Genomic DNA, 24,478 nt, shown 5'->3' with positions numbered 1-24,478 from the left:
GGGGCAATCCGCCTTGCGCACCGGCGTTTGTCTGGCAGACTGCGGTGACCCTGACGACCGGAAGCCGCCATGACCCAGACACGCACTGCACTTATTACGGGCGCAGCCCGCGGCATTGGCCTGGCGACCGCCAAGCTGATGCTGGACCGCGGCTGGCATGTCGCGCTGCTCGACCGGGATGTGGAGGCGCTGGACGCGGCCTGTGCGGCGCTGCCGGAGACACACGCCTTGCCGCTGCGGTTCGACATCTCGGACCCACAATCGGCGCCGCTCGCGTGCCGCGCCTGCGTGGAGCGGTTCGGCAGCCTCGACGCGTTGGTGAACAACGCCGGCGTCGCGGACTTTGGCCCGATTGCCGAGACCGATTTCGACCGCTGGCGGCGGGTGATGGCGACGAACCTCGACGGCACATTCCTGATGAGCCAGGCGGCCACGCCTTACCTTGCCGAGGCCAAGGGCGCGATCGTCAACATCGCCTCGATCTCCGGGCTGCGCGCCTCGACGCTGCGCGTCGCCTATGGCACGTCCAAGGCCGCCGTGATCGCGCTGACGCAGCAGCAAGCCGTCGAGCTTGGCGAGCTTGGCATCCGCGCCAACGCCGTCTGCCCTGGCCCGGTGCGCACCAAGCTTGCAATGGCCGTCCACACGCCGGACATCATCGCCGCCTATCACGACGCGATCCCGCTCAACCGGTACGGAAGCGAGGACGAGATCGCGGCGCTCATCGCCTTCCTCTGCTCCGAGGACGCCAGCTACGTGACCGGGCAGTGCATCGCCGCCGACGGCGGGTTCGAGGCGACGGGCATCGGGTTGCCCGCCCTGCGCAGCTGATCCGCACGCGCAGTCTTCACGCCGTCTGAACTATTCGTGATGTGATCCACGCTGGGCGCACGGCTTAGCGCGGCCCCCGGCGCATGCCATGGTCAGAACGTCGCATGCGCGGATAGCCCCTCTCGAAACGCTCCCTAACTGCTGGGGCGATGCAGACGAACGCATCGTGACCCTTTGAACAGAAAGGACATGACATGTTCCGCAAATTTGCTCTCGTGGCCGCAGTAGCCGCAACCCCCGCGTTCGCAATGTCGGAAAAGGACATCGTGGAAACCGCAACCGAAGCAGGCTCGTTCGAGACGCTGCTCGCCGCAGCTTCGGCCGCCGGCCTGGTCGACACGCTGAAGGGTGAAGGCCCGTTCACCGTGTTCGCACCGACTGACGAAGCCTTTGCCGCGCTGCCGGAAGGCACGGTCGACAGCCTGCTGCTGCCGGAAAACAAGGACCAGCTGGTTTCGATCCTGACGTATCACGTCGTGCCGGGTAAAGTGATGTCGACCGACCTGCAGGACGACATGACCGCCGCCACAGTGCAAGGCGGTGACGTGACGATCGACCTCGACGAAGGTGTGATGGTCAACGACGCAACCGTCGTGACCGCGGACATCGAAGCCGAGAACGGCGTCATCCACGTCATCGACAAGGTGATCATGCCCGCGTCGTAAGACGTCTGGCCTGAAATGAAAGAGAGCGGGCCCTCGGGTCCGCTCTTTTTCGTGTGACAGGTCAGGTGGGCAGATGCCCACCCTACGGCGTCAGTGCACCACGGCGTCTTCAGGCGGCAAGCGCTCCGAAGAGGAGACCCGGTCGCCGATGATCAGCCCCTCGCTGCCCGCGCTCACGGACAGCGCCGTGCCATCCTTGACGTCACCGGCCAGCAGCATCTCCGCAAGCGGGTCCTGCAAGGCGCGCTGGATCACGCGTTTCAGGGGGCGCGCGCCGAACACCGGGTCATACCCTTCGTCAGCAAGCCAAGTCTTGGCCGCGGTGTCGAGGTCGAGCGTGATCTTGCGCCCCGCGAGCCGTTTGGCCAGACGGCGCAGCTGGATGTCCACGATCCCGTCCATTTCGGGCCGCGAGAGCCGGTCAAAGATGATCGTCTCGTCGAGACGGTTCAGGAACTCGGGCCGGAAATGCGCCCGCACCGCGTCCATCACATCGCGCCGCGCGCCCGAAGCATCAGCTCCGTCCGGCAGCTGGCTCAGCGCCTGCGCGCCAAGGTTGGAGGTGAGCACGATCAGCGTCTGTTTGAAATCCACGGTGCGCCCCTGACCATCGGTCAGCACCCCGTCGTCGAGCACCTGCAGGAGCACGTTGAAGACATCCGGGTGCGCCTTTTCGACCTCGTCAAAAAGCACGACCTGATAGGGCTTGCGCCGCACCGCTTCGGTCAACACGCCACCTTCGTCGTAGCCGACATAGCCTGGAGGCGCGCCGATCAGGCGGGCGACGGCGTGTTTCTCCATGAACTCGGACATGTCGATGCGCACCATCGCGCTGTCGTCGTCAAAGAGGAAGTCCGCGACAGCCTTGGTCAGCTCGGTCTTGCCCACGCCGGTTGGCCCGAGGAACAGGAACGAGCCGAGCGGACGGTTTTCGTCGTTGAGCCCGGCGCGCGCCCGGCGCACGGCGTTGGACACCGCACGCACTGCGGACGCTTGACCGATCACGCGGCCATGCAGGACGTCTTCCATCCGCAGGAGTTTCTCCCGCTCGCCCTCCAGCATCTTGGAGGTCGGGATACCCGTCCAGCGCTCCACGACGGCCGCGATCTGCTCGGGGCGCACGGCCTCCTCGACCATCGCGGCTTCGCCCGCTTCGGCCTCGGTAAGCTGCTTTTCGAGCGACGGGATCACGCCGTAGGAGAGCTCGCCTGCCTTGGCCAGGTTGCCTTCGCGCTTGGCGATCTCGAGGTCCGCGCGGGCGCGGTCGAGCTGCTCCTTGAGGTCCTGCGCCGAGGCACGCTTGTCGCGTTCTGCCTGCCACTGGGCCGTCAGCTCGGACGACTGCTCTTGCAGCTCGGCCAGCTCCTTTTCGAGCTTTTCGAGCCGGTCCTTGGAGGCGGCGTCGTCCTCGAGCCGCAGCGCCTCGGCCTCAATCTGCAGCTGCAGGATCTGCCGGTCGAGCGCGTCGAGCTCTTCGGGTTTGCTGTCCACCTCCATCCGCAGGCGCGAGGCGGCCTCGTCCATAAGGTCGATGGCCTTGTCCGGCAAAAAGCGGTCGGTGATGTAGCGGTGCGAGAGGGTCGCGGCGCTCACGAGAGCCGAGTCGCTGATCCGCACGCCATGGTGCAGCTCGTACTTTTCCTTGATCCCACGCAGGATCGACACAGTGTCCTCGACGGTCGGCTCGTCCACCAGCACCGGCTGGAAGCGGCGCGCAAGAGCGGCGTCTTTCTCGACGTGCTTGCGGTATTCATCAAGCGTGGTCGCGCCGACGCAGTGCAGCTCCCCCCGTGCAAGGGCGGGTTTCAGCAGGTTCGAGGCGTCCATCGCGCCGTCGGTTTTGCCCGCGCCAACAAGCGTGTGCATCTCGTCGATGAAGAGGACGATCTCGCCGGCGGCTTCGGTCACTTCGGTCAGCACGGCTTTGAGGCGTTCCTCGAACTCGCCGCGGTATTTTGCACCAGCGATCAGCGCGCCCATGTCGAGCGCGAGGAGGCTTTTGTTGCGCAGGGACTCCGGCACATCGCCATTCACGATCCGTAGGGCGAGACCCTCGGCAATCGCGGTTTTACCGACGCCCGGCTCACCGATCAAAACGGGGTTGTTCTTGGTGCGGCGCGACAGGACCTGCATCGAACGGCGGATTTCGTCATCGCGCCCGATGATGGGGTCGATCTTCCCTTCGCGCGCACGCGCGGTCAGGTCGGTGGCGTATTTCTTGAGCGCATCATAGCCCTCTTCGGCGGATGCGGTGTCCGCGGTCCGTCCCTTGCGGATGTCATTGATGGCCGTGTTCAGCTTTTGAGCCGTCACAGCGCCAGCATCGAGCGCAGACTTGGCAGCCGATTTGACCATGGCAAGCGCCATGAGAAGGCGCTCCACGGGGACAAAGCTGTCACCGGCCTTCTTCGCAAGCGCCTCCGCCTCGGCCAGCACCTTGCCGGTTGCCGCATCGAGGTACACCTGACCGGCGTCGCCCGAGACTTTCGGCAGCTTGGACAAGGCGGCCTCGTTGGCCTCTGTCACGCGTGCAGCGACGCCGCCGGCCCGCGTGATGAGGTTGGCCGCGAGGCCCTGTTCGTCGTCCAGCAAAGCTTTGAGCAGGTGTTCGGGGACCATCCGCTGATGGCTGTCCCGCATCGCGATCGTCTGGGCGGCCTGGATAAAGCCGCGCGACCGCTCGGTGAACTTTTCAAAGTTCATCGGTCTCTCCTTTTGACAAGCGCCCCGGTGTGCAGTGCCGCCCAAATGTGGCGCGGTCCAAGGTGGGGCCTCGACCAAGGAGATGGCGATGCGGCGCGCGCCTTTCAAGCCCGCGCCGCACGTGTGTCAGCTGGCGTCGTCGTCGCCGTCGCTGCCGGCGTCACCGGCGGTCGTCACTTGACCGGTGTCGTTGTCGATCGTGCCGGCACCCGGCGCGGTGTTTGCGTCCTGCGGCTCGATCAACGCGCGGGTCTGGCCGTCACCCGGCGCGCCATCGGGATCGGTCACGCCTCCGGCACGCGCAGCATCGGTGCTGCCTTCGATCACCTCGTCGCCGTCCATAATGCGCGGCGTTGTGCCGGCGATGCCTTCGGGGGTGGAGCCGGCGCCCGTCGGGCGCTGCACGACCTCGCCGTTTTCGAGGTGATTGGGATTGGTCATCGCGGTGTCGTCGGCGCTGCCGGGCCAGAACGCCACGCCTGCGCCGATGACGATTGCGGTGATGCCACCGATTGCGATGGCAATGGGAAAGCTGCTTTTGGGGTTGGTCATGTCAGTCTCCATCATGCGTGGAAGGTTGACTTCTCAACGGACCATGCCAGTGCCGCGTTCCCGTGCGGGGTTGACGCAGGGCGATGCGGTGAGGCACTGCCCGCCGAGACTGGGAGAGCCAGACTGGGGAGAGCGAGAATGGGTGACGACCGACTGATCGTGGCGCTGGATGTGCCGAATGCGCTCGAGGGGCTGGAGCTGGCCGGCCGGCTGGGTGATGCGGTCTCGTTCTACAAGATCGGGCTGGGGATGCTGACCGGAGGCGGGCTGGCGCTCGCCAACGAGCTCAAGGGCGAGCACGGCAAGCGCATCTTTCTGGACATGAAGCTCTTTGACATCGGTGCCACGGTGGAGGCGGCGGTGCGGGGGCTGGCTCAGTTCGGGCACGACTTTCTGACCGTGCATGGCGACCCGCACGTGGTCCGCGCCGCGCGGGAGGGGGCGGGCGGATCGGAGATGAAGATCCTCGCCGTGACCATCCTCACATCACTCGACCGCGGCGACCTTGACGCCAGCTTGATCAAGGACGGCGCGCCAGCCGACCTCGTTGTCGAGCGTGCGGCGCGGGCTCTCGAGGCGGGCGCAGACGGCGTCATCGCCTCCCCCCAGGAAGCAGCTGCGATCCGCGCCCTGCCGGAAAGCGAAGGCCGTCTGATCGTGACCCCGGGCGTGCGTCCGGCGGGCGCGGAGCTGGGCGATCAAAAACGGGTTGCGACCCCGGCGCAGGCCATCGCGGCAGGCGCGGATCACATCGTGGTGGGGCGCCCGGTGCACCGCGCACCCAGCCCGCGCGCCGCCGCCGAGGCGATCGTTTCCGAGCTTTTGTCGGTACAGGCCGTGCGCCCGAACGGCTGACCTTGGCGCCTTGCGCGGGGGGCTCCCGGCGCACAATCGGCAACTTTTTGCGCGTTAACGCGTTCTTGGGGGGAATCGGACGGCGCGATTCCCAGTGAAAAACGCGTCCTCCGGTCCCGATATGTGTGAGGAGCCGGGGTCTCACGCCCGGGCCAAGGAGAGGAACATGACTGTGCAAGCCGAACTCAGCGATGTGATCTACAACGCGGCCGAGCAAGCCTTCGAGGCCGTCGTCACGCTTCCCACAAGCCGCGGACCGCTGCGCTATGCGGCGAGTTTTCCGGCGCCCATTACGCTCGATTTCGACGCCGCGACTGCCGGGCTTGTGACCCATGCCGAGCGGATGCACCGGCTGAACCGTGGCATGCGCGCTGGTGCTGCACGCCGCATGTCGCTGCCAAAGCCGCTGCCGCGCCGGGACGGACGGCAGGCGTACGGTCAGTGGCTGGAGACGTTGATCACCAAGGCGCGCGCGGCCTGACGCGCACGGAATCCCCGCAACGTTCCCCAGATGGTGCGGGTCTCGCAGAGACAACTCCTGGAGGTGCCTTTGGTGGCCTCATATCGGGTTGGCTCTGACACCAGGGATCGCTTTGTCTGTCTTGCCGATCTCTGCCTTTGACTGCCCGGGGTGCGTTCCGCATCCCGGGCTTTTTTTACAGCTGCCTCAAAGCAGGCAATCCGAAATCCAACTCATACCGGCCTCACTCATGGCACCCGCCTGACAGGCACTGTCAGGCCGCGCCGACCCGCCCCCTGGGGCGGCGCGTGAACTTCTGTCCCTTGTGTATCAGGATAAAGGTCGCGGTCTCTCAGGTCCCGAACCTAAAGTTCCGTCGATGTCACCACATCGAGAAACACTGGCCCCGGCACGATCCGCTGCGGGCCCTTGCCTGCGTGCCGCGCAAGTTCGCCGCGCACTTCCAGCTCCAGCTTGACCGAGGTCATGTGCCAGCCGACGGAGCCGAGCCGCGCGCGGTCCTCGGCGTGCATCAGCTCGCTCACGCGGGCGGCAAGCCCCTTGAACGGCAGCCCTTCGGGTCCGGCCCGGCGCACCAGCTCGCGCAGGAGGAACCGCATCAGGTTGAACTTCCACGCCGGGATGTTGGTCACGCCGTCCCGGCCCTCCGCGGGTGTGCGGCACGGCACGCGCGCGTCCTTGGCAGGCCAACCCATCCCGTGCTGCGTTCTGAGATACGTGACGAGCGCCGGCACGGCATCGGAGTGGGCGATGAACTCCTCGGGTGTCATCAGGCCAAGGGCCTGCCCCTCGTCTCCCAAAACCAATTCGGCCGCGCGGCTCTCCGGCAGGTGCGCCGACATCTTGACGACGCGGACGCCGAGGCGCTCCGTCTCTTTGGGCGGGCCGAAGTCGTCCGGGGTCAGCTTGATCCCCACCTCTTCGACCGTCTCGCGGATGGCGGTGTCGACCGGCGTCTCCCCGGGCTCTGCGCCGCCGCCGGGCCAGTCGAGCGCACCGGGCCAGGCCACGTCCATGCGCGCATCGCGGCGCAGCACCACAAGCCGGTCCCCAACAAAAAGCGCAACCTTGGCACCGTCGAACGCGGCGGGGTCAGAGGGCATGGGCATCGGGCTCCAGTCACGATAAACTACCGTCCAGTGTAGACAGGTTGTCCCGCACATGCCCAGCCTTTGCCGATCCTGCCTGACCACCTTCGACGGTGGGGCGCGCTGTCCCGCGTGCCGCTCTCCGCGTGTGACGACGCACCCCGAACTCTTTGACCTGTCGATCGCGCATATGGATTGCGACGCGTTCTATGCCTCGGTCGAAAAGCGCGACAACCCCGAGCTCGCCGACAAGCCCGTCATCATCGGCGGAGGGCGGCGCGGGGTGGTGTCGACCGCGTGCTATGTGGCGCGCATCCGGGGTGTGCGCTCGGCCATGCCGATGTTCCAGGCGCTCAAGAAATGTCCCGACGCGGTGATCATCAAGCCCCGGATGGAAGAGTACGTGAAAGCCTCCCGCGCGATCCGCACGATGATGGAAGAGCTGACGCCCGACATCGAGCCCCTGTCGCTGGACGAGGCGTTCCTCGATCTGACCGGCACCGCGCGGCTGCACGGCCATCCGCCGGCGGTGATGCTCGCGCGGCTGGTAAGGCGGATGAAGGACGAGCTTGGCCTGACCGGCTCCATCGGGCTGTCGCACAACAAGTTTCTGGCCAAGGTGGCGAGCGATCTCGACAAGCCGCATGGCTTTTCGGTGATCGGCAAGGCGGAGACAGGCGACTTTCTGCGGGACAAGCCTGTGAGCCTGATCTGGGGCGTCGGGCAGGTGACGCGTGATGCGCTCGAAAAGGCCGGCATCCGCACCTTTGCCGATCTGCTGCGCTGGGAGCGGCAGGACCTCGGTGCGCGGTTCGGGTCGATGGGGGACCGCCTTTGGCACCTTGCCCGCGGGCAGGACCGGCGGCGCATCTCGGCGCACGCGCCGGTCAAGTCGATCTCGAACGAGACGACGTTTCACGAGGACACGGGCGATGCCGACATCCTCGACGGGCATTTGTGGCGCATGAGCGAGAAGGTCGCAGATCGGGCCAAGGCCAAGGGCATCGCGGGACGGGTCGTCACGCTCAAGCTCAAGCGGCACGATTTCTCGCTGGTCACCCGGCGGCAGGCTTTGCGCGACCCGACACAGCTGGCGGACACGGTCTACCGCACCGCAAGAGGGCTTTTTGATCCACTCGCCAAAGACGGCCCCTGGCGGCTGCTGGGCGCCGGGCTCAGCGATCTGGTGCCCGAGGGGCAGGCCGATCTGACGCCGGACCTCCTCGACCCCGGTGCGCGCCAGCGCGCGGAGGCGGAGCGAGCCACCGACAAGATCCGGGCCAAATTCGGAGCGGACGCGATCCTGAAAGGACGGGCGATCCGGTAGGATGGGTGCTGGCACCCATCGCGTGGCGCCTATTCGGCGGCCATCGAGGTGATCCGCGGACGGCCGATCTCGACGATCTCGGCGATGATGCCGCGCAGCAGCTTGCGGAACGGGTGAAAGTTCGCGTTCGGCCGCACCAGCGCTTCGTCCATGTAGATCGACCGGTCGATCTCGATCTGGACTGCGTGCTGCCCCTTGGAGGGACGGCCATAATGCTGGGTCGAGTAGGCGCCGGCAAAGGGCGTGTTGCGCACCACGTGCAGGCCCTCTGCGGCAAAGGCGGCCTCGACCCGGTCGACGATCTCTCCCGAGGCCGACGCCCCGAACCGGTCACCCAGTACGATGTCCGGGCGCTTCGCCCCCGAGGACGCGATCGTGTCGAGCGCCTCGTGCGGCATCGAGTGGCAGTCCACCAGCACCGCCTCGCCAAACTGCGCGCGGGCGGTGTTCAAGAGCTCTTGCAGCGTGTCGTGATAAGGGCGCCAAACCTCCGTTACCCGCGCGTTCGCCTCTTCCAGCGTCAGTTTCCCGCGGTAGATCGCCCGCCCGCCGGCCACCACGCGCGGCACGACCCCGAGGCCGCTGGCAACACGCGGGTTGTGTGCCGAGCGCCGCACGCCCTGGACCAGCGCCGGGTCCATCTCGTCGGCGGCGCGGTTCAGATCGATCCAAGCGCGTGGCGCGTTGGCCTTGATCAGCGGCGCGCCCAGTTGCGGCGCGTGCTCAAAGAGGCGGTCGACAAAGGCGTCCTCCGACGAACGGATCATCCGCTCGTCCAGCACCGTGCGCCGCAGAAAGCTCCACGGATAGTCCCGGCCGGAATGGGGGCTGGCGAAGACCACCCCGGACGTCAGCACCTGCGGACGCATCACTTCGAACGGTTGACCTGGCACGGCGTCGAGCCTCCTTGTCTTGCGTGGAATATACATCGGAAGCGGCCGTGACCAAAAGCCCTTGATCAGGGTCCCGACTCCTTTTATACGCCCCGCACGGCGCGGCACATTCGCGCCCCTTTTTATGTGCAGCCCCCGCCGGGGCGTTCATGGCAAGGGGTGAGAGACCCGCCCAAGGGCGATTAGCTCAGCGGTAGAGCACTTCGTTGACATCGAAGGGGTCACTGGTTCGATCCCAGTATCGCCCACCATGAACACCTGCACGGATGCCCGTGCAACCGACGAAACCCAGGCGCGAATGGCGCGCCGCGACAGATGGAGAGGACCCATGAAGGTCAAAAACTCGCTCCGCTCGCTCAAAAGCCGCCACCGCGACTGCCGCGTTGTGCGCCGTAAGGGCCGCGTGTACGTGATCAACAAAACCCAGCGCCGGTTCAAAGCCCGCCAGGGCTGATCGACCCCGCAGGCAAATTGAAAAAGGCCGCGCCCGGGAACGGACGCGGCCTTTTCTTTTTTGCGGATGTGGCGCCCCGGTCAGGGCGCCGCAGTCATAGCGCCAAACTCACAGCGCCATGAGGGCAATCGTCGAGGCGTCGAGATAGCCGGTCACCGGCAGCCCGCGCACATCCTGGAAATTGCGGATCGCCCGGCGCGTCGCACCGTCGATGTTGCCATCCACCGCCCCCGGATCATGGCCAAGTCGGGCCAGCTGCCGCTCGATGGCAAGCCGGATCACGCGGTTCGGGGTCAGCTGCCGCTCCCGTTCCAGCGCCTGCCGGTTCTCGGGCTGCGCCTCTTCACGCGCCTGCTCCTGCTGGCGGCGCCGCTCTTCAAGCTGGCGCAGGACGTTGGACTGCTCGCGCTCTTCGGCTTCAAAGGCAGCGATGCGGTTCTCGGCCTCCGTGGCGAAGCGGCTGCGCGGATATTCGGACAGGAACGCGCGGTAACTGTCGAGCGTGTCCTTGCCGCGCGCCTCCCGCCAGGCTGACGCGATGCGCTGCTGGTTTTCGTTGGCACGCTGCCGGTCGATGGCGTCGAACTCGGACTTGCGCGCCATCAGCACGCTCAGCTGCGCCTCGGTCAGGTACCCCGTCTCATCAAAGCCATTGACCGACTGGAAGGCGGTGATCGCCCCGCGTGTGCCCTGGCCAAAGATGCCGTCCACGCCCCGCGTGTCGTGCCCAAGCCGGGTCAGCACCGCCTGCACGTCGCGGCGCGCGCCGCGGTCGAGGTTCAGCCGGCTCTCCTCGGCCTGTGCGGCACGGAGCGGTGCCAGCCTCAGGTCCTCGAGCGCCACGCGCGCCTCGTTCGCAAAGATCCCGTCCGGGAAGCGTTCGAGGTACGACTCGTAGGCTTCCTGCGAGCCGATGTCGCGGGTGGCGTTCCAGTAGGCAAGCTGGCCGAGGTCCGGCGAGACTTCGTCGCCGCGGCCTGCGCCCATGAACGATACACGGTCACTGACAAAGCCCGACACGTTGAGACCCGGCCGGTCCGGCAACGCCTGCCGCAGCGAGTTGCCCGACTCGAGAAGGCCGTCGATCAGCACGCGGCTCAGGGTGTTGGCGCGTCCGCGCACCAGCGTCACGCCCTGCTTGACCTCCTGCCGGCCAAAGCCATCGACCAGCCCGCGCCCCAGCGTCGGCTGCGCCCGGTTGCCCGCGACCATCATGATCGCCGTGCCCGGGCGCTGCTGGATCAGCGTCTGCAGCGCGTTGAGCGAGATGCTCCGCCCGCCGATCTGCAACAGATCCGTCTCCGGCGCGCCGACCCCCAAAAGGTAACTGCCGTTCTCGTCCGAGACCACATGACCAAACAGCGCGATCAGCACACGGTCCGCCTCGTCCATCTTGTCCGCAAAGGAGCGGGCGGCGCCGATCATATCGATGGACGTGCCGTTGTCGTTGCGCAGCACCTCGAAACCGGCATCGCTCAGCGCGCGGCTCATGCGGTTGGCGTCTTCCTGCCCGGTGACGTCCTCCATATTCGCGTAATCGAAATTGCCGAGGATCAGCGCGAGGTTACCACCGCCCTCCTGCGCCGCAGCGCTGGTAACAACGCCGAGGCTGATGGCGGCTCCTAAAATGAAGTTTCGAAACATTGCGCTCTCCCTTCTTGAGTGCACTCAATCGTATGTGCGCTGATCGTCGATGACTTTGCCGTCCTTGGGAAGGCTGCCGGGCGAAACCAGCGCGATCTCGCCGCGTATCTTGAGGATCTCGGACACGGAGGCCGCATAATCCTCCGCATTCGCGTTCATTGTTTCCAAAGCGACGGACATCACATCGGCATCATTCCGGCGCGTCACGGTCACGCGCGCCTTGTCCACGTCGTCGTGGCGCGCGACGAGGGCGGCGACCTGCTCGGGGCGAACGAACATCCCCTTGATCTTGGTCGTCTGGTCGGCGCGTCCCATCCATCCCTTGATGCGCGTATTAGTGCGTCCGCAGGGGCTTTGTCCCGGCAGGATCGCGCTAAGGTCTCCAGTGGCAAACCGGATCAGAGGGTAGTCGGGGTTGAGAGCGGTCACGACAACCTCACCCACCTCGCCCTCGGCCACCGGGTCGCCCGTGCCGGGGGTCACGATCTCCACGATCACGCCCTCGTCGAGGATCATCCCCTCCATCGCGGGGCTCTCGTAGGCGATGTTTCCGAGGTCCGCCGTCGCGTAGCATTGCAGGCACGCAATGCCCCGGTCCGCGTAGGCTTGCCGCATCGCCGGGAACAGCGCCCCGCCGCCAACCACCGCCTTGGCAAACGCCAGTTTGGTGCCGAGCTCATCTGCCTTGTCGAGAATGACCTTCAGGTAGTCCGGCGTGCCGGCGTAGGCCGTGCATCCCAGATGCGCCGCCGCCTGCACCTGCAGCTCCGTCTGGCCCGTGCCAGCCGGCAGCACCCGCGCCCCGACAGCCCGCGCCCCGCTTTCAAAGATGTGCCCGGCCGGCGTCAGGTGGTAGCCAAAGCAGTTCTGCACGGTGTCGCCTTTGCCCACGCCCGCTGCGTGCAAAAAACGTCCCATCCGCCACCAATCGTGCGAGGAGCCACCGGGCTCGTAAATCGGCCCGGGACTTTGAAAGACATGAGTCGCATTCTCGACAACCATCCCGCCAAAAGGAGGCTTCTCCGTCTGCCAACCCGCCAGATCGGACTTGCGCAGCACCGGCAGCTTGGCCAGATCGGCCAGGCTCTCCACCTCGGCCGTCAGGCACGTGTCCTCCTGCGCCGCCACGCGCGCCAATTGCGTCTGCAAGGCTGCCACCTGCGCCGCCTCCCGCGCATCCGCGCTGCGTGTTTCAAGATCGTCGAAAAACTGTGCCATGTCGTCTCCTACCGGGGCACGGGACCCCGCTGTTATGCAATAACCTCAGACGGAGACCACGACGGTCCCCAGTTTGTCCCCACGCTCCACGCGCGTATGCGCCGCCGCCATGTCCTCGAGCCCGCCGCCCGGCACGACGGCATGGGTCAGCTTGCCCGCCGCCAGCCAGTCATTGATCTGCGCCTGCCCTTCGGCGCGCTCCGCTGGGGTGAGCTGATAGACGATCAGCATCCGCAGCGTGACGTTCTTGAACATGAAGCCGTACCAGTCGAGCTCGGGCGACATGACCGACGCGCTCGCATACCCTGAGATCACACCGCCCGGCTTGATCACCTGCAAAGCAGCCTGCTGGTTGGCCGCAAAGTCAACATCGACGGTCCGGTCCACCGCGCCGAGCATCTCCGTCACGCGCGCAGCGACGTCCTCGGTGCGGTAGTTGATCCACGGCACACCCGCATGCGCGCCTTTCTCGGGGGACGACACGGTGGTCACCACCTCCGCCCCCATCAGCTGCGCCATCTGACAGGCATACCGTCCCACCGCGCCCGCACCGCCTGTGACCAGCACCTTCTGGCCCGGCGTCACACCTTTCAGGGCATACCACGCTGTCAGAGCCGGAATGCCAAGGCACGCGCCCTCCACAAAGGACGTCCCTTCCGGCAGCTCTGCCACCAGCTCTTGCGGAACCGTCACGCACTCCGCCGCTGTCCCAAAGGCCCGCTGCCAACCGGCATTGCAGATCCAGACGCGCTTGCCGACCCAACCCTTCGCGCCTGCACCCGCAGCTTCGACCACGCCAGCACCATCCGAATGCGGCACGACCCTGGGATAAGCCATCGCCGCCCCCGGACGCGCCCCGCCGCGCAGCTTGACGTCAGACGGGTTGATCCCGGTTGCCTTGAGACGCACCTGCACCTCACCGGGACCCGGCGGCACCGCCTCCATCTCGCCAAGCGTCAGCACGTCCTCCGCGCTGCCAAACCGTTCGTACCACACCGCCCGCATGTCAGAGCCCTCCCAACGGATACGTTGCCAGAACCTCGTACCGCGGCCCCTGCGGGGTCAACACCGAAGACCACAGATTGAGCGCCGTCACAGGCACAGGCGGATGCACAACCGGCGCCTCGAGCAGGCGCGCTGCATCCGGCTTCCCCCGCGCCAAAGTGATGTGCGGACGGAACCGCTTGGCATCCGCTTGCAGCCCAGCCATCCGTACTGCCCGCGCAACTTTCTGATGCAGCAACTCGAGCTCCCGCGACATGGCCACCTCAAGCCCCACGGCATTCGGCGGGAACCCGAACCCCGCGACGCCTGCAATCCCGATCTCGCAGCGCGGCAGCGACAACGTGCCAAGCTCAGCGTCGAGGTCCTCCAAACCCGTCTCCCTGGCGTCCTCCACGAAACTCAGCGTCAGATGCAGATCATCCACATCCACAGGTCGCCCGCCCCGGAGCAGCCCCTGCGCACGGACACAAGGCCCGATCAAAGCCTCCGGCACCGGCACTCCCAAAAACACACGCACCTAGGCGCGCCCCGTCCCGGACCTGATCCGGGACCTCTCTACACAAGCAGACAGTAGCCTCAGCTCAGCCACCGCTTGCGGCGCCGGTACGAGCGCACATCGCGATAGGACTTCCGCCCCTCTTCGGACATGCCAAGGTAGAACTCCTTCACATCCGGGTTCTCGCGCAACTCCGCCGCCGGCCCGTCCATCACGACGCGCCCGCTCTCGAGTATGTACCCATAATGCGCAAACCGGAGCGCCACGTTTGTGTTCTGCTCGGCCAAAAGGAAGGTCAGCCCCTCCTTCTCGTTGAGATCCTTCACGATGCCGAAGATCTGCTCCACCAACTGCGGCGCCAGCCCCATGCTCGGCTCGTCGAGCAGGATCGTCTCCGGCCGGCTCATCAGCGCGCGCCCGATCGCGCACATCTGCTGCTCCCCGCCCGATGTGTACCCCGCCTGCGAGGTTCGCCGCTCCTTGAGGCGCGGAAAATATGTGTAGACCAGCTCCAGATCGTCCGCGATCGCCTTGCGATTCCCGCGGGTATAGGCCCCGGTCAACAGGTTCTCCTCGACCGTCAGGTGCTCAAAGCAATGCCGCCCCTCCATCACCTGGATGACGCCCCGCTTCACCAGATCCGCCGGATCCTGATCGGCCACCGACGCACCACGGTACTGGATCGACCCCTTCGTCACTTCGCCCCGCTCCGAATGCAGCAGGTTGGAAATCGCCTTGAGCGTCGTCGTCTTGCCCGCGCCATTGCCGCCCAAGAGCGCCGTGATCCCGCCCTTCGGAACCGACAGCGACACGCCCTTCAGCACAAGGATCACGTGGTTGTAGATCACCTCGATGTTGTTGACCTCAAGAAGCCTCTCTTGCGTCTTTGCACCGTCCAGCATCCCGCGCCCTCGCCTGGCAAGAGCACACCGGCTCCTGCTTCATCTTCCAAAATAAACTCAAAATCCCCGGCCCACCTCCCCAGAGGCAGGCCGGGAGTTGGTCACCTTACGAGCAGTTGCCGCCCAGGTTGTTCTCCGAGGCAAACGCCGTCGAATCCGACTCGATCAGCGGCCCGATCACGTCCATATCCGTCGAGGAATAATCCGAAATCAGGCTCCAGGTCTGCGAGGACGCATCCCACTGGGTCATGCCAATGAGGCCCGGCCCGCCGTGGTTCTCGCACGACACGCTGAATGCCGGACCAAAGCCGGGAAGGCCAAGCGCCTCCATCTTGGCCTCGGTCATTTCCAGCGCTTCCATGCCGTCGCGCATCATCGCCGGGGTGATCTCGGCCTCACCGTGGATCTCCTGTGCCGTCTTGGCCGCCTCGGCCGCCAGCATCGCCGCATAAAGCCCGCGGTTGTACAGCACCGTGCCGATCTGGTCGCCGGCACCCGCCGCCAGACCCTTGTCGACCACATGCTCCTGGATGTCGTCAAAGAGCGGGTAGTCGCTGCCCACACCGTGGAACGTCAGCGCCTTGTAGCCATCGGCGGCATCCCCTGCCGGCAGAACGTCGTTCTCCGAACCCGACCACCAGATCCCGATGAAGTTCTCCATCGGATAGCGGATGTTCGCAGCCTCCTGCACGGCGACCTGGTTCATCACACCCCAGCCGTACATGATCACATTGTCCGGGCGTTCGCGGCGGATTTGAAGCCACTGCGCCTTCTGCTCCTGACCCGGGTGATCGACCGGGATCAGCGTCAGCTCAAACCCGTGCTTGGCCGACAGCTCCTCGAGCGTGCGGATCGGCTCCTTGCCGTAGGCCGAGTTGTGATAGACCAGCGCGATGGTCTTGCCTGCGATGTCACCCTGGCTCATCAGGTAGTTGATCGCGCCGGACGCGCCGTTCCAATAGTTCGCAGGGTAGTTGAACGTGTGGCTGAAGACGTCGCCATTGGCTGCAGACGTCCGGCCATAACCCATCGTGTGCATGGGAATGCCGTCCGCGGTGGTCTTCGGGATCAGCTGATAGGTGATGCCGGTCGAGAGCGGTTGGTAGACGAGGCTGCCCTCACCCTTGGTGGACTCGTAGCACTCCACACCCTTCTCGGTGTTGTAGCCCGTCTCGCACTCGAGCACGCGCGCGGGCACGCCGCCGATGCCGCCGTCACGCTCGTTGAGCAGCGTAAAGTAATCGGCATAGCCATCCGCGAACGGAATGCCACCCGCCGCATAAGGCCCGGTGCGATAGCTCAGCGACGGGAACACGAGGTCCGCCATCACCGGCCCTGCGACCATCGTCGCCAGAACCGTCGAGGTCAGTAGTTTCTTCATTGGTCTTCCTCCCTATGTGTGCCGGTTCGCCCGGCGTAGGGTGGGCAAGCTGCCCACCAGACCGCCCCACTCAATGCGGAAACGGCCACAATCTCAACTTTTCCTTCGCCACGCGCCACAGCTGCGCGAGCCCATGCGGCTCGGCCACTAGAAACACGATGATCAAGAGACCCACGATCACCAGGTTAAAGTGCGCCACGATATCCGTCGGCCAACCCAAGAGATCGACACCCACCAGCTTGAGCACGACCGGCAGGATCACCAGGAACGCCGCGCCCGCAAACGCGCCAAAGATCGACCCGAGCCCGCCGATGATGATCATGAAAAGCACGATGAACGACTTCTGAATGCCGAACACCTCGCCGACCTCGACCGCCCCGAGATAGACCGCAAAGAACAGCGCGCCTGAAATGCCCACGTAGAACGAGCTGACGGCAAAAGCCGTCAGCTTCGCCTTGAGCGGGTTCACCCCGATGATCTCGGCCGCGATGTCCATGTCGCGGATCGCCATCCACTCGCGCCCCTGCGCCCCGCGCGTCAGGTTGCGCGCGACGATGGCCAGCACCACCGTGATCACCAGGCAGAAAAGGTACGTCGCCCAAGCCTCCGTCGCCGGCCCTGTGACCGCGATGCCAAACACCTCGCGCTCCGGCGCGGTGATCTGACCCGAGGCCGAGTAATTGTAGAACCACGACACCCGGTTAAAGAGCCACACCAGAAAGAACTGCGCCGCCAGCGTCGCCACGGCCAGGTAAAACCCCTTGATGCGCAGGGACGGCAGGCCAAAGATCACACCCACCCCGGCAGTGATGAACCCCGACAGGATCACGTGGAAAAAGATGTTCACGTCCGGGAACGCCGTCATCAGCTTGAAACAGGCATAGGCGCCCACCGCCATGAACCCGCCGGTCCCCAGCGACACCTGCCCGCAATAGCCCGTCAGGATGTTCAGCCCGATCGCCGCAATCGCGTAGATCAGGAACGGCAGCAGGATCGCATTGGCCCAGTAATCGTTGATCACAAACGGCACGACCAGAAAGGCAACCGCCAGCACCGCGTAATACCGCCACCGGTCGAACGCGATGGGAAAGGTCTGGCTGTCCTCTTGGTAGGAGGTCTTGAAGTCCCCCGCCTCACGGTAAAACATTAGTTTAGTTCCTCCCATCGAGCGTCGGAAGCTTCGATAAAATCATCGGCTGAAGAAAAGCCATAAAACTGCGAAACGATCAGAAATGAACTAAGGTCGCCTCCGAAATAGGACGCGTATCGCTCACAGCTGGGGAGAAACTGCAGCTCAGTGAATCTATCAAATATCAGATCAAGCAGTTTGCTATCTGCTTGATGCACATCGGACTTGAAGCGATCCCAAACAACAAATCGTTGCTCTGGAAGCACCGTCAGATACAAATAGTTCGGTCGTCTCAGTTCTCTGCGTGAAGTTCTTTCGAGAAACTGTCCTCGAGCCGGCGCTCTATCGTCGACAAGTAAGCGCAAACCATCTTGGCAAAAGTAGGTTGGCGATACATCGGCGTTATCCGCTACCGCAAGTCGACCAAGTCGAAACTGATCAAAAAACCTGCTTGTGTTCGTGTCACTTGCTTTCCAGTTGAAATCGCCCGCTTTGCTCTGATTGGGAATAATCGAAACAAGTAACAGCACGGCCAGCATAAGAAAGACTCTGCCATTTAACGTATAGCACAATGCTTGGATTAAGGCTCGAAACAGGCTCAAGGTATTGAAGTCCCCCGCCTCACGGTAAAACATCTCTCGCTCTCCCTATCCGATCCGGCGGCCCGCCACATGTCGCGGCACACCCCCCTCGCCGATCGGCATGTCCCCGGCACTGCGCAGCGCCTGGCCCGCCCCTGCCCGCACCGCATCACCCGAGGTGCCACGCAAGAGCGGATCCGTCCGCGCAGCCGGCCCCCCGGACCAATGCCGCGCCGCGGCCATGAGCAGCGCCACAAGCGCACCCAATCCAAAGACGACCAGACCCCAGGTCCAGCCCGCCGAACCAGCCCCCGCCTCGATCACCGAAACGAGGCACCACAGAAACAACAGTCCCAGCGCCAACCCGGCGCCAAACCAATGCGCCGCCGTCAACATCCGCGCGGGTCCATCTTCTCTGGTTCAAAAATACCTAACGTCCGACGGCAACCGCCCGGCACACCGCCCGCAGTCTGACCCCGTAAGGTGGGCACAGCCCACCCTTGCCCGCTAAACCCGCTCAATGATCTTCTCCCCAAAGAGCCCCTGCGGACGAAAGCACAGGAAGACCAGCGCCAGCACATAGGCAAACCAGTTCTGCGTCGCACCACCCAGGAACGGCGCCCCAATCGCAAACTCGAAAAGCTGCTCGCCCACGCCGATGATCAGCCCGCCGATGATCGCCCCCGGGATCGAGGTGAACCCGCCCAGCATCAGCACCGGCAAAGCCTTCAAGGCGATCAGCGAGAGCGAGAACTGCACACCCGACTTGGCGCCCCACATCATGCCCGCGACCAGCGCCACAAAGCCTGCGAGCGACCAGACCATCACCCAGATGAAGTTGAGCGAGACCCCCACCGACAGCGCCGCCTGGTGGTCGTCTGCCACGGCCCGCATCGCACGGCCCTGCTTGGTGTACTGCGCAAAGAACACCAGCGCCCCAACCAGCAGCACCGCGATCCCCGTCGCCACCAGATCGAGGTTGTCGATAAAGAACCCGTACCCAAACGCGTCGAACGTCGTCTCGTCGATCCAGGTGTTGATCCCCTGCGGCAGCCCCACGTCGAGCCGCTTGATCTCGGCGTTCCACATCAGGTCCGAGAACCCTTCGAGGAAATAGGCAAAGCCAATCGTCGCCATAAACAGGATGATCGGCTCCTGGTTCACCAGATGCCGCATGATGAACCGGTTCACCGCCCAGGCCAGGAACACCATCACCAAAAGCGTGAGGAAAATCGCCAGGATCGCCGGCACGTGCCAACCGAAATGGTGTATCTTGGTGCCAAAGATCGCGTTGATCAGATGCGCAAACGGCACTTGCCCGTTCATGATCCCAACGAGCGTCGCAGCAGCAAACAGCGCCATGACGCCCTGCGCGTAATTGAAAATCCCCGACGCCTTGTAGATCAACACGAAGCCCAGCGCGACAAGCGCATAGAGCACTCCGGCCATCAGCCCGTTCAGCGTCACCTCAGCCGCGAATAGCAGTTGATCAGGCATCTCCGTCTTCCTCCATCCCAAGCGTGACGCGGGCGCTTACGGCCCCGCACACGCTCATTCTCGCACCCCTGCGCACGCACTTGCGCGATCCGGCTGCCAGCCGGTCACCACAAATTTCAATATTCCACCCGAGGCGTCGACCACCGCGACCTTGCGCAGGTCCACATCCGCCTCGCAGCTCAAGAGCACCGCGAAGGGCTGCGCCGGACGCGCCAGATCCTCCGCGATCCAGCCAAGGCCCTCGCCGCTCCAAAGCCGCGCCAGCGACGGCAGCAAATCCTCGACCGCCGGCTGCGAGCCCGTCGCCAGAACGCAAGAGGCCGGCGCCATCGGCTGCATCCGCTCTCGCACGATACGCAGGTCCCCGGGACCATTCCAAATCTGCGTCTCGGCGGCACAATCGCCGCAGGTCGCCGTCCAGTCGCGCTCCAGCTCCCAGCCCTGCGCCTCCGGCAGCGCCCCGCCCTTGACCGCCCAACAGCCCAGCAGGGCGTCCCAAAACGCCTCCGCCGCCTGCTCGGTCGCAGCGGCCGGTGCCGCAAGCCAGATCGAGAGCAGCAGCCACCTCACCCCGCCTTTTCCGGCGTGGTCGCATAGACGCGGTAAACCGTGAACTTGTCCGCCTTGAGGTAGAGCGCCCGCGCATGCACGTTGAACCCGCAGTCGTCGCAGAACCCGTCGTAGATCAGCGTGACCGTCTCGTCCGTCTCCTTGCGCTCGGTGAACTCGAACGGGCTGTCCTCGCGGTCCAGCCAGTAGGACATGAACGCCTCGACATCCTCGAGCTCCTCGTCAAAGACGTTGATCCCGCAAAACGCGCCCGCATCGAGCTTGACCAGCAGCAGCGACGGATCGTCCCCATGCCAGACCGTACCGCGCTCGCCAAACAGATGCGGAAACGCCGCGGCGTCCGGCACCTGCTTGAGGTCCTTGGTCGAAATCTCCTCGCGCAGCAGCACCGGCGCCATGCAGCGCCCGGCAAAGAACATCGACTTGGGCTGGCTGTCCAAATCCATGAACGCCGCCCCCCGCACTGGAAGCGCCATCAAGGCCGCCATGAGGATCGCTTTAACTTTCAAGATCCGTCTCCACTACCCGCATGGTCAGGCTCTCCGCCGTCGCCGTCAGCTCCAACGCAACCTTCGGCTCGACCCAGGTGGTCGACAGCCAACGGCCCTCACCGCTCTCCGCATAGCGGCCCTGCTCCGCCTGCTCGAGCGCCCAGATCTCGAACCGCAGCGCCTCACCGCGCACATACCGCCCAATCACCGAACAGGCCGCCTCCGCGTCCTCGGGCTGCGTCTCATAGACCAGCACAAACCCCTCGGGTAGCGGGTACGCCGAGTACCCCGCACCCCGCTCCATCGCGGTCAGCCCATCGATCACCGGTGGCGTCAGATGCTCGAACGGATCGAGACAGCGCGCCGAGAACACCTCGAACTGCCCCGCCGAGGCGACCACAGGCGCAAAAGCAAAGACAACAGCCAGCGCTCTAATCATGCGAAACGCCCAGATAGGCGTCGATCACCGCCTGGTTGCTGCGCACCTCCGACGGTGTGCCATCGCCGATCTTCTTGCCGTAATCCATCACGACCACCCGGTCGCTGAGATCCATGACCACGCCCATGTCGTGCTCGATCAGCGCAATCGTGGTCCCAAACTCGTCGTTCACGCTGAGGATAAAGCGGCTCATGTCCTCCTTCTCCTCGACGTTCATCCCCGCCATCGGCTCATCGAGCAGCAACAGCGACGGCTGCGACACGAGCGCCCGCGCCAGCTCCACACGCTTTTTCAGACCATAAGGAAGCCGCGCCACCGGCGTCTTGCGGATCGACTGAATCTCGAGAAAGTCGATCACCTCCTCGGCAAGCTGGCGATTGGCAACCTCCTCGGCCTCCGCCTTCCCCTTCCAGATCGACTGACTGAACATGCCCGACGACATCTGCGTCAGCCGCCCCGTCATGACGTTGTCGAGCACCGTCATCCCCTCAAAGAGCGCGATGTTCTGGAACGTCCGCGCAATCCCCTGCCGCGCCACCTGATAGGGACGCATCGGCGGACGCAAAGCACCCCGGTACCAGACCTCCCCCTCCTGCGGATTGTAAAAGCCGGAGATCACGTTGAGCATCGAGGACTTGCCTGCCCCGTTCGGCCCGATGATCGCCCGGATCTCCCCCTCGCGGATGTCAAAGGAAATATCCTTGATCGCCACCACACCGCCGAACCGGAGCGTGATGTTGCGCATCTCCATGACAACCCCGCCAATGGTGCGCCCATCTTCGGTGACGTAGCCCTCGGTGTCCTTCACGCGCCTACGCCCCTCTTCATCTTCCCAGAAAAACTCCCCCCGGAGGGCCGGCCAGCCACACGCCCGCGGCCCGCAGCGGAGCACCCTGCGGGAGGGTGGGCGGGGCGATGCGCCCTTGCGCGAGCGCCGACCATCATTCCGCCGCCATCGCTTTGGGGGTGACCGAAACCACCGCAGCATCGACCACGCTCAAAGTGGCCTTGATCGAGCCCTTGCGCCCGTCCTCATACGTCACTTCCGTCACGGTCGAGACTTTCTCCGACCCATCGTAGAGCACCGTGATCAGATCAGCGAACTTCTCCTCGATGATCCGGCGGCGCACCTTGCGTGTCCGCGTCAGTTCCCCATCGTCGGCATCGAGCTCCTTGTGTAGCACGATGAACCGGTGAATCTGACAGCCCGAGAGCATCTCGTCCTCTGCCACCGAGGCGTTCACCGCCTCCACGTGGCTCTTGATCGTCTCTAGCACCTGCGGATGCCCTGCAAGCTCTTGATAAGACGCATAGGCGATGTTGTTGCGCTCGGCCCAGTTGCCCACCGCCGTCAGGTCGATGTTGATGAATGCCGTGCACTGTTCGCGCCCGTTCCCGAAGACCACCGCTTCGAGGATGTTGGGATAGAACTTGAGCTTGTTCTCCACGTACTTCGGCGCAAAGAGCGCGCCCGAGGCCATCTTGCCCACGTCCTTGGCCCGGTCGATGATCCGCAGCTGGCCCGTCGCTTCCTCGATAAAGCCCGCGTCCCCGGTTGCGACCCAGCCCTCGGCATCCTTCGTGCCTGCGGTCGATTCGGCGTTCTTGTAATATTCCACGAACACACCCGGCGAGCGGTAGAAAACCTCGCCATCGTCCGCGATTCTGATCTCGACACCCGGCGACGGCACACCCACCGTGTCCGCGCTCACCGCATTGTCCGGCTGCTGGGTGATAAAGACCGACGCCTCCGTCTGGCCGTAAAGCTGTTTGAGGTTGATCCCCAGCGAGCGGTAGAAATCAAAGATTTCCGGCCCGATCGCCTCACCCGCCGTGTAGCCCACGCGCACCTTCGAAAAGCCCAGCGTGTTCTTCAAAGGCCCGTAAACACAAAGCTCACCCAGCTGGTACTTCAGCTTGTCCATGCCCCCGACGCTCTCACCGTCGAGCAGCCTGGGCCCGACCTTGCGCGCGTGCTCCATGAAGTAATGGAACATCCGCTGCTTGAGCTTGCCGGCGTCCTCCATGCGGATCATGACGTTCGTCAGCTGCGTCTCGAACACCCGTGGCGGGGCAAAGTAGTACGTCGGTCCAATTTCGCGCAGATCGTGCATCATCGTGTGCTGCGCCTCGGGGCAGCAGACACAGAAGCCCGTCCAGTACGCCTGCCCGATGGAAAAGATGAAATCACCCACCCAGGCCATCGGCAAATACGCCAGAACCGAGTCGCTCTGGCGCAGCCCGTCGAACTCGGCCGAGTTCTTGGCTGTCTCGATGATGTTGCGGTTCGACAGAACCACGCCCTTCGGCTTGCCCGTCGTGCCAGAGGTGTAGAGCATGACGCAGGTGTCGTCATAGCCGAGCGTGCCGATCCGCCGGTCGAGCTCGGCCTCATCCGTCTTGCGCCCCTCGGCCTGCACATCCGCGTAGGAGGTCAGGCTGGTGTGGTCGTATTTCCGCATCCCGCGCGTGTCGAGATAGACCATCTCCTTGAGGTTCGGCAGGCGGTCCTGGATTTCCAGCACCTTGTCGACCTGCTCTTGATCGCCCGCGATCACGATCTTGGCGCCGCAATGGTCAAGCACGTAGGCCATCTCTTCGGCCACGGCGTCTTGATACAGCGGCACCGGTACGGCACCCGTCATCTGCACCGCGACCATCGCCCAGTAAAGATACGGACGGTTGCGCCCAATCACGGCGACGAAATCCCCCGGGCCCGCACCCTTGGCGATCAGGCCCTTGGCCAGCGCCCGGACCTCGTCCTGGGTCTCGGCCCAGGTCCAGCTTTGCCAGATGCCGTATTCTTTTTCACGGTAGGCCGGAGCAGTGCCGAACGACGCCGCGTTCCGCGCCAAAAGCGCGGGCACCGATGCCGCCAGCCCTCCGGCATCAGATGATGCGCGCAAGGGTATTCCTCCCGTTGGTCCCATTAAGACCTATTCTTGCAAGAACGTTAGGCCACAAGAAACGATCTGCCAACCTCCCCGGAGGACTTTTTTTGAACAAGCGTTCATTTTCTTCAGCAGGGCCTTGAGTCCAAAGAAAAAAGGCGGCCCGGGCAGGCCGCCTCATTACTCGGGTGACGAGCCGGGTTACTCTGCGGCAACCGCTGCCTCGACCTTTTCCACGCGCACCGCGGAGAACTTGAACTCTGGGATTTTGCCGTATGGGTCGATGGCTGGGTTTGTGAGGATGTTGGCCGCCGCCTCGACATAGGCGAACGGCACGAACACCATGTCGGGGGCGACGGCGCGGTCGGCGCGGGCCATGATCTCG

The 24,478-nt window shown here is 64.6% G+C and carries 26 protein-coding genes and 1 tRNA gene; 7 read left to right on the top strand and 20 right to left on the bottom strand.

What is annotated here, in order from left to right:
• The first annotated feature begins 69 nt into the window (after positions 1-69).
• Positions 70-831, top strand: coding sequence for an SDR family NAD(P)-dependent oxidoreductase (locus ACU0B3_RS07630; RefSeq protein ID WP_446260248.1), 762 nt, complete (start codon positions 70-72; stop codon positions 829-831).
• Positions 832-1,025: 194 nt separating this feature from the next.
• Positions 1,026-1,496, top strand: coding sequence for a fasciclin domain-containing protein (locus tag ACU0B3_RS07625; protein ID WP_446260247.1), 471 nt, complete (start codon positions 1,026-1,028; stop codon positions 1,494-1,496).
• Positions 1,497-1,586: 90 nt separating this feature from the next.
• Here the strand turns inward: ACU0B3_RS07625 and clpB are convergent, their stop codons facing one another.
• Both clpB and ACU0B3_RS07615 read right to left on the bottom strand, forming a co-directional pair.
• Positions 1,587-4,199, bottom strand: a complete 2,613-nt coding sequence (gene clpB, locus ACU0B3_RS07620; RefSeq protein WP_446260246.1) for an ATP-dependent chaperone ClpB — start codon at positions 4,197-4,199, stop codon at positions 1,587-1,589.
• A 126-nt stretch (positions 4,200-4,325) separates the two neighbouring features.
• The gene (locus tag ACU0B3_RS07615; protein WP_446260245.1) at positions 4,326-4,751 is read right to left on the bottom strand and encodes a hypothetical protein; all 426 of its coding nucleotides are present in this window, start codon (positions 4,749-4,751) and stop codon (positions 4,326-4,328) included.
• 138 nt (positions 4,752-4,889) lie between these two features.
• Between ACU0B3_RS07615 and pyrF the strand changes: the two genes are divergently transcribed.
• Positions 4,890-5,606: an orotidine-5'-phosphate decarboxylase gene (gene pyrF / locus ACU0B3_RS07610; RefSeq protein ID WP_446260244.1), complete on the top strand. Its 717-nt coding sequence runs from the start codon at positions 4,890-4,892 to the stop codon at positions 5,604-5,606.
• Positions 5,607-5,772: 166 nt separating this feature from the next.
• On the top strand, positions 5,773-6,087 hold the full coding sequence (locus ACU0B3_RS07605) for a hypothetical protein (protein WP_446260243.1): 315 nt from the start codon (positions 5,773-5,775) through the stop codon (positions 6,085-6,087).
• 344 nt (positions 6,088-6,431) lie between these two features.
• Here ACU0B3_RS07605 and ACU0B3_RS07600 read toward each other — a convergent pair whose 3' ends face one another.
• Entirely contained in the window at positions 6,432-7,190 is a 759-nt protein-coding gene (locus tag ACU0B3_RS07600) for a DUF6958 family protein (RefSeq protein WP_446260242.1), read from the bottom strand.
• A 58-nt stretch (positions 7,191-7,248) separates the two neighbouring features.
• On the opposite strand from ACU0B3_RS07600, the gene ACU0B3_RS07595 reads away from it, so the two are divergent.
• Positions 7,249-8,502 (top strand): DNA polymerase IV, encoded by a 1,254-nt coding sequence (locus ACU0B3_RS07595; protein WP_446260241.1) that lies wholly within the window; start codon positions 7,249-7,251, stop codon positions 8,500-8,502.
• A 29-nt stretch (positions 8,503-8,531) separates the two neighbouring features.
• On the opposite strand, the gene ACU0B3_RS07590 is transcribed toward ACU0B3_RS07595, so the two are convergent.
• Positions 8,532-9,395: an N-formylglutamate amidohydrolase gene (locus ACU0B3_RS07590; RefSeq protein WP_446260240.1), complete on the bottom strand. Its 864-nt coding sequence runs from the start codon at positions 9,393-9,395 to the stop codon at positions 8,532-8,534.
• A 176-nt stretch (positions 9,396-9,571) separates the two neighbouring features.
• Between ACU0B3_RS07590 and ACU0B3_RS07585 the strand changes: the two genes are divergently transcribed.
• Both ACU0B3_RS07585 and ykgO read left to right on the top strand, forming a co-directional pair.
• Positions 9,572-9,646: transfer RNA gene (locus ACU0B3_RS07585), tRNA-Val, on the top strand.
• Positions 9,647-9,723: 77 nt separating this feature from the next.
• Positions 9,724-9,849: a type B 50S ribosomal protein L36 gene (ykgO, locus tag ACU0B3_RS07580; RefSeq protein ID WP_050529488.1), complete on the top strand. Its 126-nt coding sequence runs from the start codon at positions 9,724-9,726 to the stop codon at positions 9,847-9,849.
• A gap of 108 nt (positions 9,850-9,957) precedes the next feature.
• Here ykgO and ACU0B3_RS07575 read toward each other — a convergent pair whose 3' ends face one another.
• From ACU0B3_RS07575 to ACU0B3_RS07500, 16 genes are all read right to left on the bottom strand, one after another.
• Complete coding sequence (locus ACU0B3_RS07575) at positions 9,958-11,493, bottom strand: peptidoglycan-binding protein (RefSeq protein ID WP_446260239.1); 1,536 nt, start codon at positions 11,491-11,493, stop codon at positions 9,958-9,960.
• 24 nt (positions 11,494-11,517) lie between these two features.
• Entirely contained in the window at positions 11,518-12,711 is a 1,194-nt protein-coding gene (locus tag ACU0B3_RS07570) for a phenylacetate--CoA ligase family protein (protein ID WP_446260238.1), read from the bottom strand.
• Positions 12,712-12,756: 45 nt separating this feature from the next.
• A complete protein-coding gene (locus ACU0B3_RS07565) occupies positions 12,757-13,716 on the bottom strand; it encodes an NADPH:quinone reductase (RefSeq protein WP_446260237.1) in 960 nt (319 codons plus the stop codon).
• Position 13,717: 1 nt separating this feature from the next.
• A complete protein-coding gene (gene thpR, locus ACU0B3_RS07560) occupies positions 13,718-14,233 on the bottom strand; it encodes an RNA 2',3'-cyclic phosphodiesterase (protein WP_446260236.1) in 516 nt (171 codons plus the stop codon).
• A 59-nt stretch (positions 14,234-14,292) separates the two neighbouring features.
• Positions 14,293-15,114, bottom strand: a complete 822-nt coding sequence (locus ACU0B3_RS07555; protein ID WP_446260235.1) for an ABC transporter ATP-binding protein — start codon at positions 15,112-15,114, stop codon at positions 14,293-14,295.
• A 106-nt stretch (positions 15,115-15,220) separates the two neighbouring features.
• Positions 15,221-16,495: an ABC transporter substrate-binding protein gene (locus tag ACU0B3_RS07550; protein ID WP_446260234.1), complete on the bottom strand. Its 1,275-nt coding sequence runs from the start codon at positions 16,493-16,495 to the stop codon at positions 15,221-15,223.
• 70 nt (positions 16,496-16,565) lie between these two features.
• The gene (locus tag ACU0B3_RS07545) at positions 16,566-17,642 is read right to left on the bottom strand and encodes a branched-chain amino acid ABC transporter permease (RefSeq protein WP_446260233.1); all 1,077 of its coding nucleotides are present in this window, start codon (positions 17,640-17,642) and stop codon (positions 16,566-16,568) included.
• On the bottom strand, positions 17,642-18,259 hold the full coding sequence (locus tag ACU0B3_RS07540) for a hypothetical protein (protein WP_446260232.1): 618 nt from the start codon (positions 18,257-18,259) through the stop codon (positions 17,642-17,644). Before ACU0B3_RS07540 ends, ACU0B3_RS07545 begins: the two co-directional genes overlap by 1 nt.
• Before the next feature lie 12 nt (positions 18,260-18,271).
• Positions 18,272-18,601 carry a hypothetical protein gene (locus tag ACU0B3_RS07535; RefSeq protein ID WP_446260231.1) on the bottom strand — a complete coding sequence of 110 codons (330 nt, stop codon included), beginning with the start codon at positions 18,599-18,601 and terminating at the stop codon, positions 18,272-18,274.
• A 111-nt stretch (positions 18,602-18,712) separates the two neighbouring features.
• Positions 18,713-19,702, bottom strand: a complete 990-nt coding sequence (locus ACU0B3_RS07530; RefSeq protein WP_446260230.1) for a branched-chain amino acid ABC transporter permease — start codon at positions 19,700-19,702, stop codon at positions 18,713-18,715.
• Positions 19,703-19,756: 54 nt separating this feature from the next.
• On the bottom strand, positions 19,757-20,272 hold the full coding sequence (locus ACU0B3_RS07525; RefSeq protein WP_446260229.1) for a hypothetical protein: 516 nt from the start codon (positions 20,270-20,272) through the stop codon (positions 19,757-19,759).
• A complete protein-coding gene (locus ACU0B3_RS07520; RefSeq protein WP_446260228.1) occupies positions 20,269-20,781 on the bottom strand; it encodes a hypothetical protein in 513 nt (170 codons plus the stop codon). Before ACU0B3_RS07520 ends, ACU0B3_RS07525 begins: the two co-directional genes overlap by 4 nt.
• On the bottom strand, positions 20,771-21,202 hold the full coding sequence (locus ACU0B3_RS07515) for a hypothetical protein (protein WP_446260227.1): 432 nt from the start codon (positions 21,200-21,202) through the stop codon (positions 20,771-20,773). The genes ACU0B3_RS07520 and ACU0B3_RS07515 overlap by 11 nt, the downstream gene beginning before the upstream one ends.
• Complete coding sequence (locus ACU0B3_RS07510) at positions 21,195-21,953, bottom strand: ABC transporter ATP-binding protein (protein ID WP_446260256.1); 759 nt, start codon at positions 21,951-21,953, stop codon at positions 21,195-21,197. Before ACU0B3_RS07510 ends, ACU0B3_RS07515 begins: the two co-directional genes overlap by 8 nt.
• 190 nt (positions 21,954-22,143) lie before the next feature.
• Positions 22,144-24,108: an AMP-binding protein gene (locus ACU0B3_RS07505; RefSeq protein ID WP_446260226.1), complete on the bottom strand. Its 1,965-nt coding sequence runs from the start codon at positions 24,106-24,108 to the stop codon at positions 22,144-22,146.
• Between the two features lie 186 nt (positions 24,109-24,294).
• On the bottom strand, positions 24,295-24,478 hold a 184-nt coding region (locus ACU0B3_RS07500), incomplete at its 5' end, for a molybdopterin dinucleotide binding domain-containing protein (RefSeq protein ID WP_446260225.1).

This window comes from Pseudaestuariivita sp., from assembly GCF_052825805.1.
The sequence above is the reverse complement of the archived record's forward strand: the minus strand, read 5'-3'. Positions and strand labels throughout refer to the sequence as shown.

Coding starts and splice junctions, on each gene's coding strand:
- ACU0B3_RS07550 (WP_446260234.1), bottom strand. CDS start 16,495: ATGAAGAAACTACTGACCTCGACGGTTCTGGCGACGATGGTCGCAGGG.
- ACU0B3_RS07570 (WP_446260238.1), bottom strand. CDS start 12,711: ATGGCACAGTTTTTCGACGATCTTGAAACACGCAGCGCGGATGCGCGG.
- ACU0B3_RS07545 (WP_446260233.1), bottom strand. CDS start 17,642: ATGTTTTACCGTGAGGCGGGGGACTTCAAGACCTCCTACCAAGAGGAC.
- ACU0B3_RS07535 (WP_446260231.1), bottom strand. CDS start 18,601: ATGTTGACGGCGGCGCATTGGTTTGGCGCCGGGTTGGCGCTGGGACTG.
- clpB (WP_446260246.1), bottom strand. CDS start 4,199: ATGAACTTTGAAAAGTTCACCGAGCGGTCGCGCGGCTTTATCCAGGCC.
- ACU0B3_RS07530 (WP_446260230.1), bottom strand. CDS start 19,702: ATGCCTGATCAACTGCTATTCGCGGCTGAGGTGACGCTGAACGGGCTG.
- ACU0B3_RS07565 (WP_446260237.1), bottom strand. CDS start 13,716: ATGCGGGCGGTGTGGTACGAACGGTTTGGCAGCGCGGAGGACGTGCTG.
- ACU0B3_RS07605 (WP_446260243.1), top strand. CDS start 5,773: ATGACTGTGCAAGCCGAACTCAGCGATGTGATCTACAACGCGGCCGAG.
- ACU0B3_RS07595 (WP_446260241.1), top strand. CDS start 7,249: ATGCCCAGCCTTTGCCGATCCTGCCTGACCACCTTCGACGGTGGGGCG.
- ACU0B3_RS07540 (WP_446260232.1), bottom strand. CDS start 18,259: ATGTTTTACCGTGAGGCGGGGGACTTCAATACCTTGAGCCTGTTTCGA.
- ACU0B3_RS07615 (WP_446260245.1), bottom strand. CDS start 4,751: ATGACCAACCCCAAAAGCAGCTTTCCCATTGCCATCGCAATCGGTGGC.
- ACU0B3_RS07630 (WP_446260248.1), top strand. CDS start 70: ATGACCCAGACACGCACTGCACTTATTACGGGCGCAGCCCGCGGCATT.
- ACU0B3_RS07600 (WP_446260242.1), bottom strand. CDS start 7,190: ATGCCCTCTGACCCCGCCGCGTTCGACGGTGCCAAGGTTGCGCTTTTT.
- ykgO (WP_050529488.1), top strand. CDS start 9,724: ATGAAGGTCAAAAACTCGCTCCGCTCGCTCAAAAGCCGCCACCGCGAC.
- ACU0B3_RS07555 (WP_446260235.1), bottom strand. CDS start 15,114: ATGCTGGACGGTGCAAAGACGCAAGAGAGGCTTCTTGAGGTCAACAAC.
- ACU0B3_RS07575 (WP_446260239.1), bottom strand. CDS start 11,493: ATGTTTCGAAACTTCATTTTAGGAGCCGCCATCAGCCTCGGCGTTGTT.
- ACU0B3_RS07510 (WP_446260256.1), bottom strand. CDS start 21,953: ATGGAGATGCGCAACATCACGCTCCGGTTCGGCGGTGTGGTGGCGATC.
- pyrF (WP_446260244.1), top strand. CDS start 4,890: ATGGGTGACGACCGACTGATCGTGGCGCTGGATGTGCCGAATGCGCTC.
- ACU0B3_RS07625 (WP_446260247.1), top strand. CDS start 1,026: ATGTTCCGCAAATTTGCTCTCGTGGCCGCAGTAGCCGCAACCCCCGCG.
- ACU0B3_RS07515 (WP_446260227.1), bottom strand. CDS start 21,202: ATGATTAGAGCGCTGGCTGTTGTCTTTGCTTTTGCGCCTGTGGTCGCC.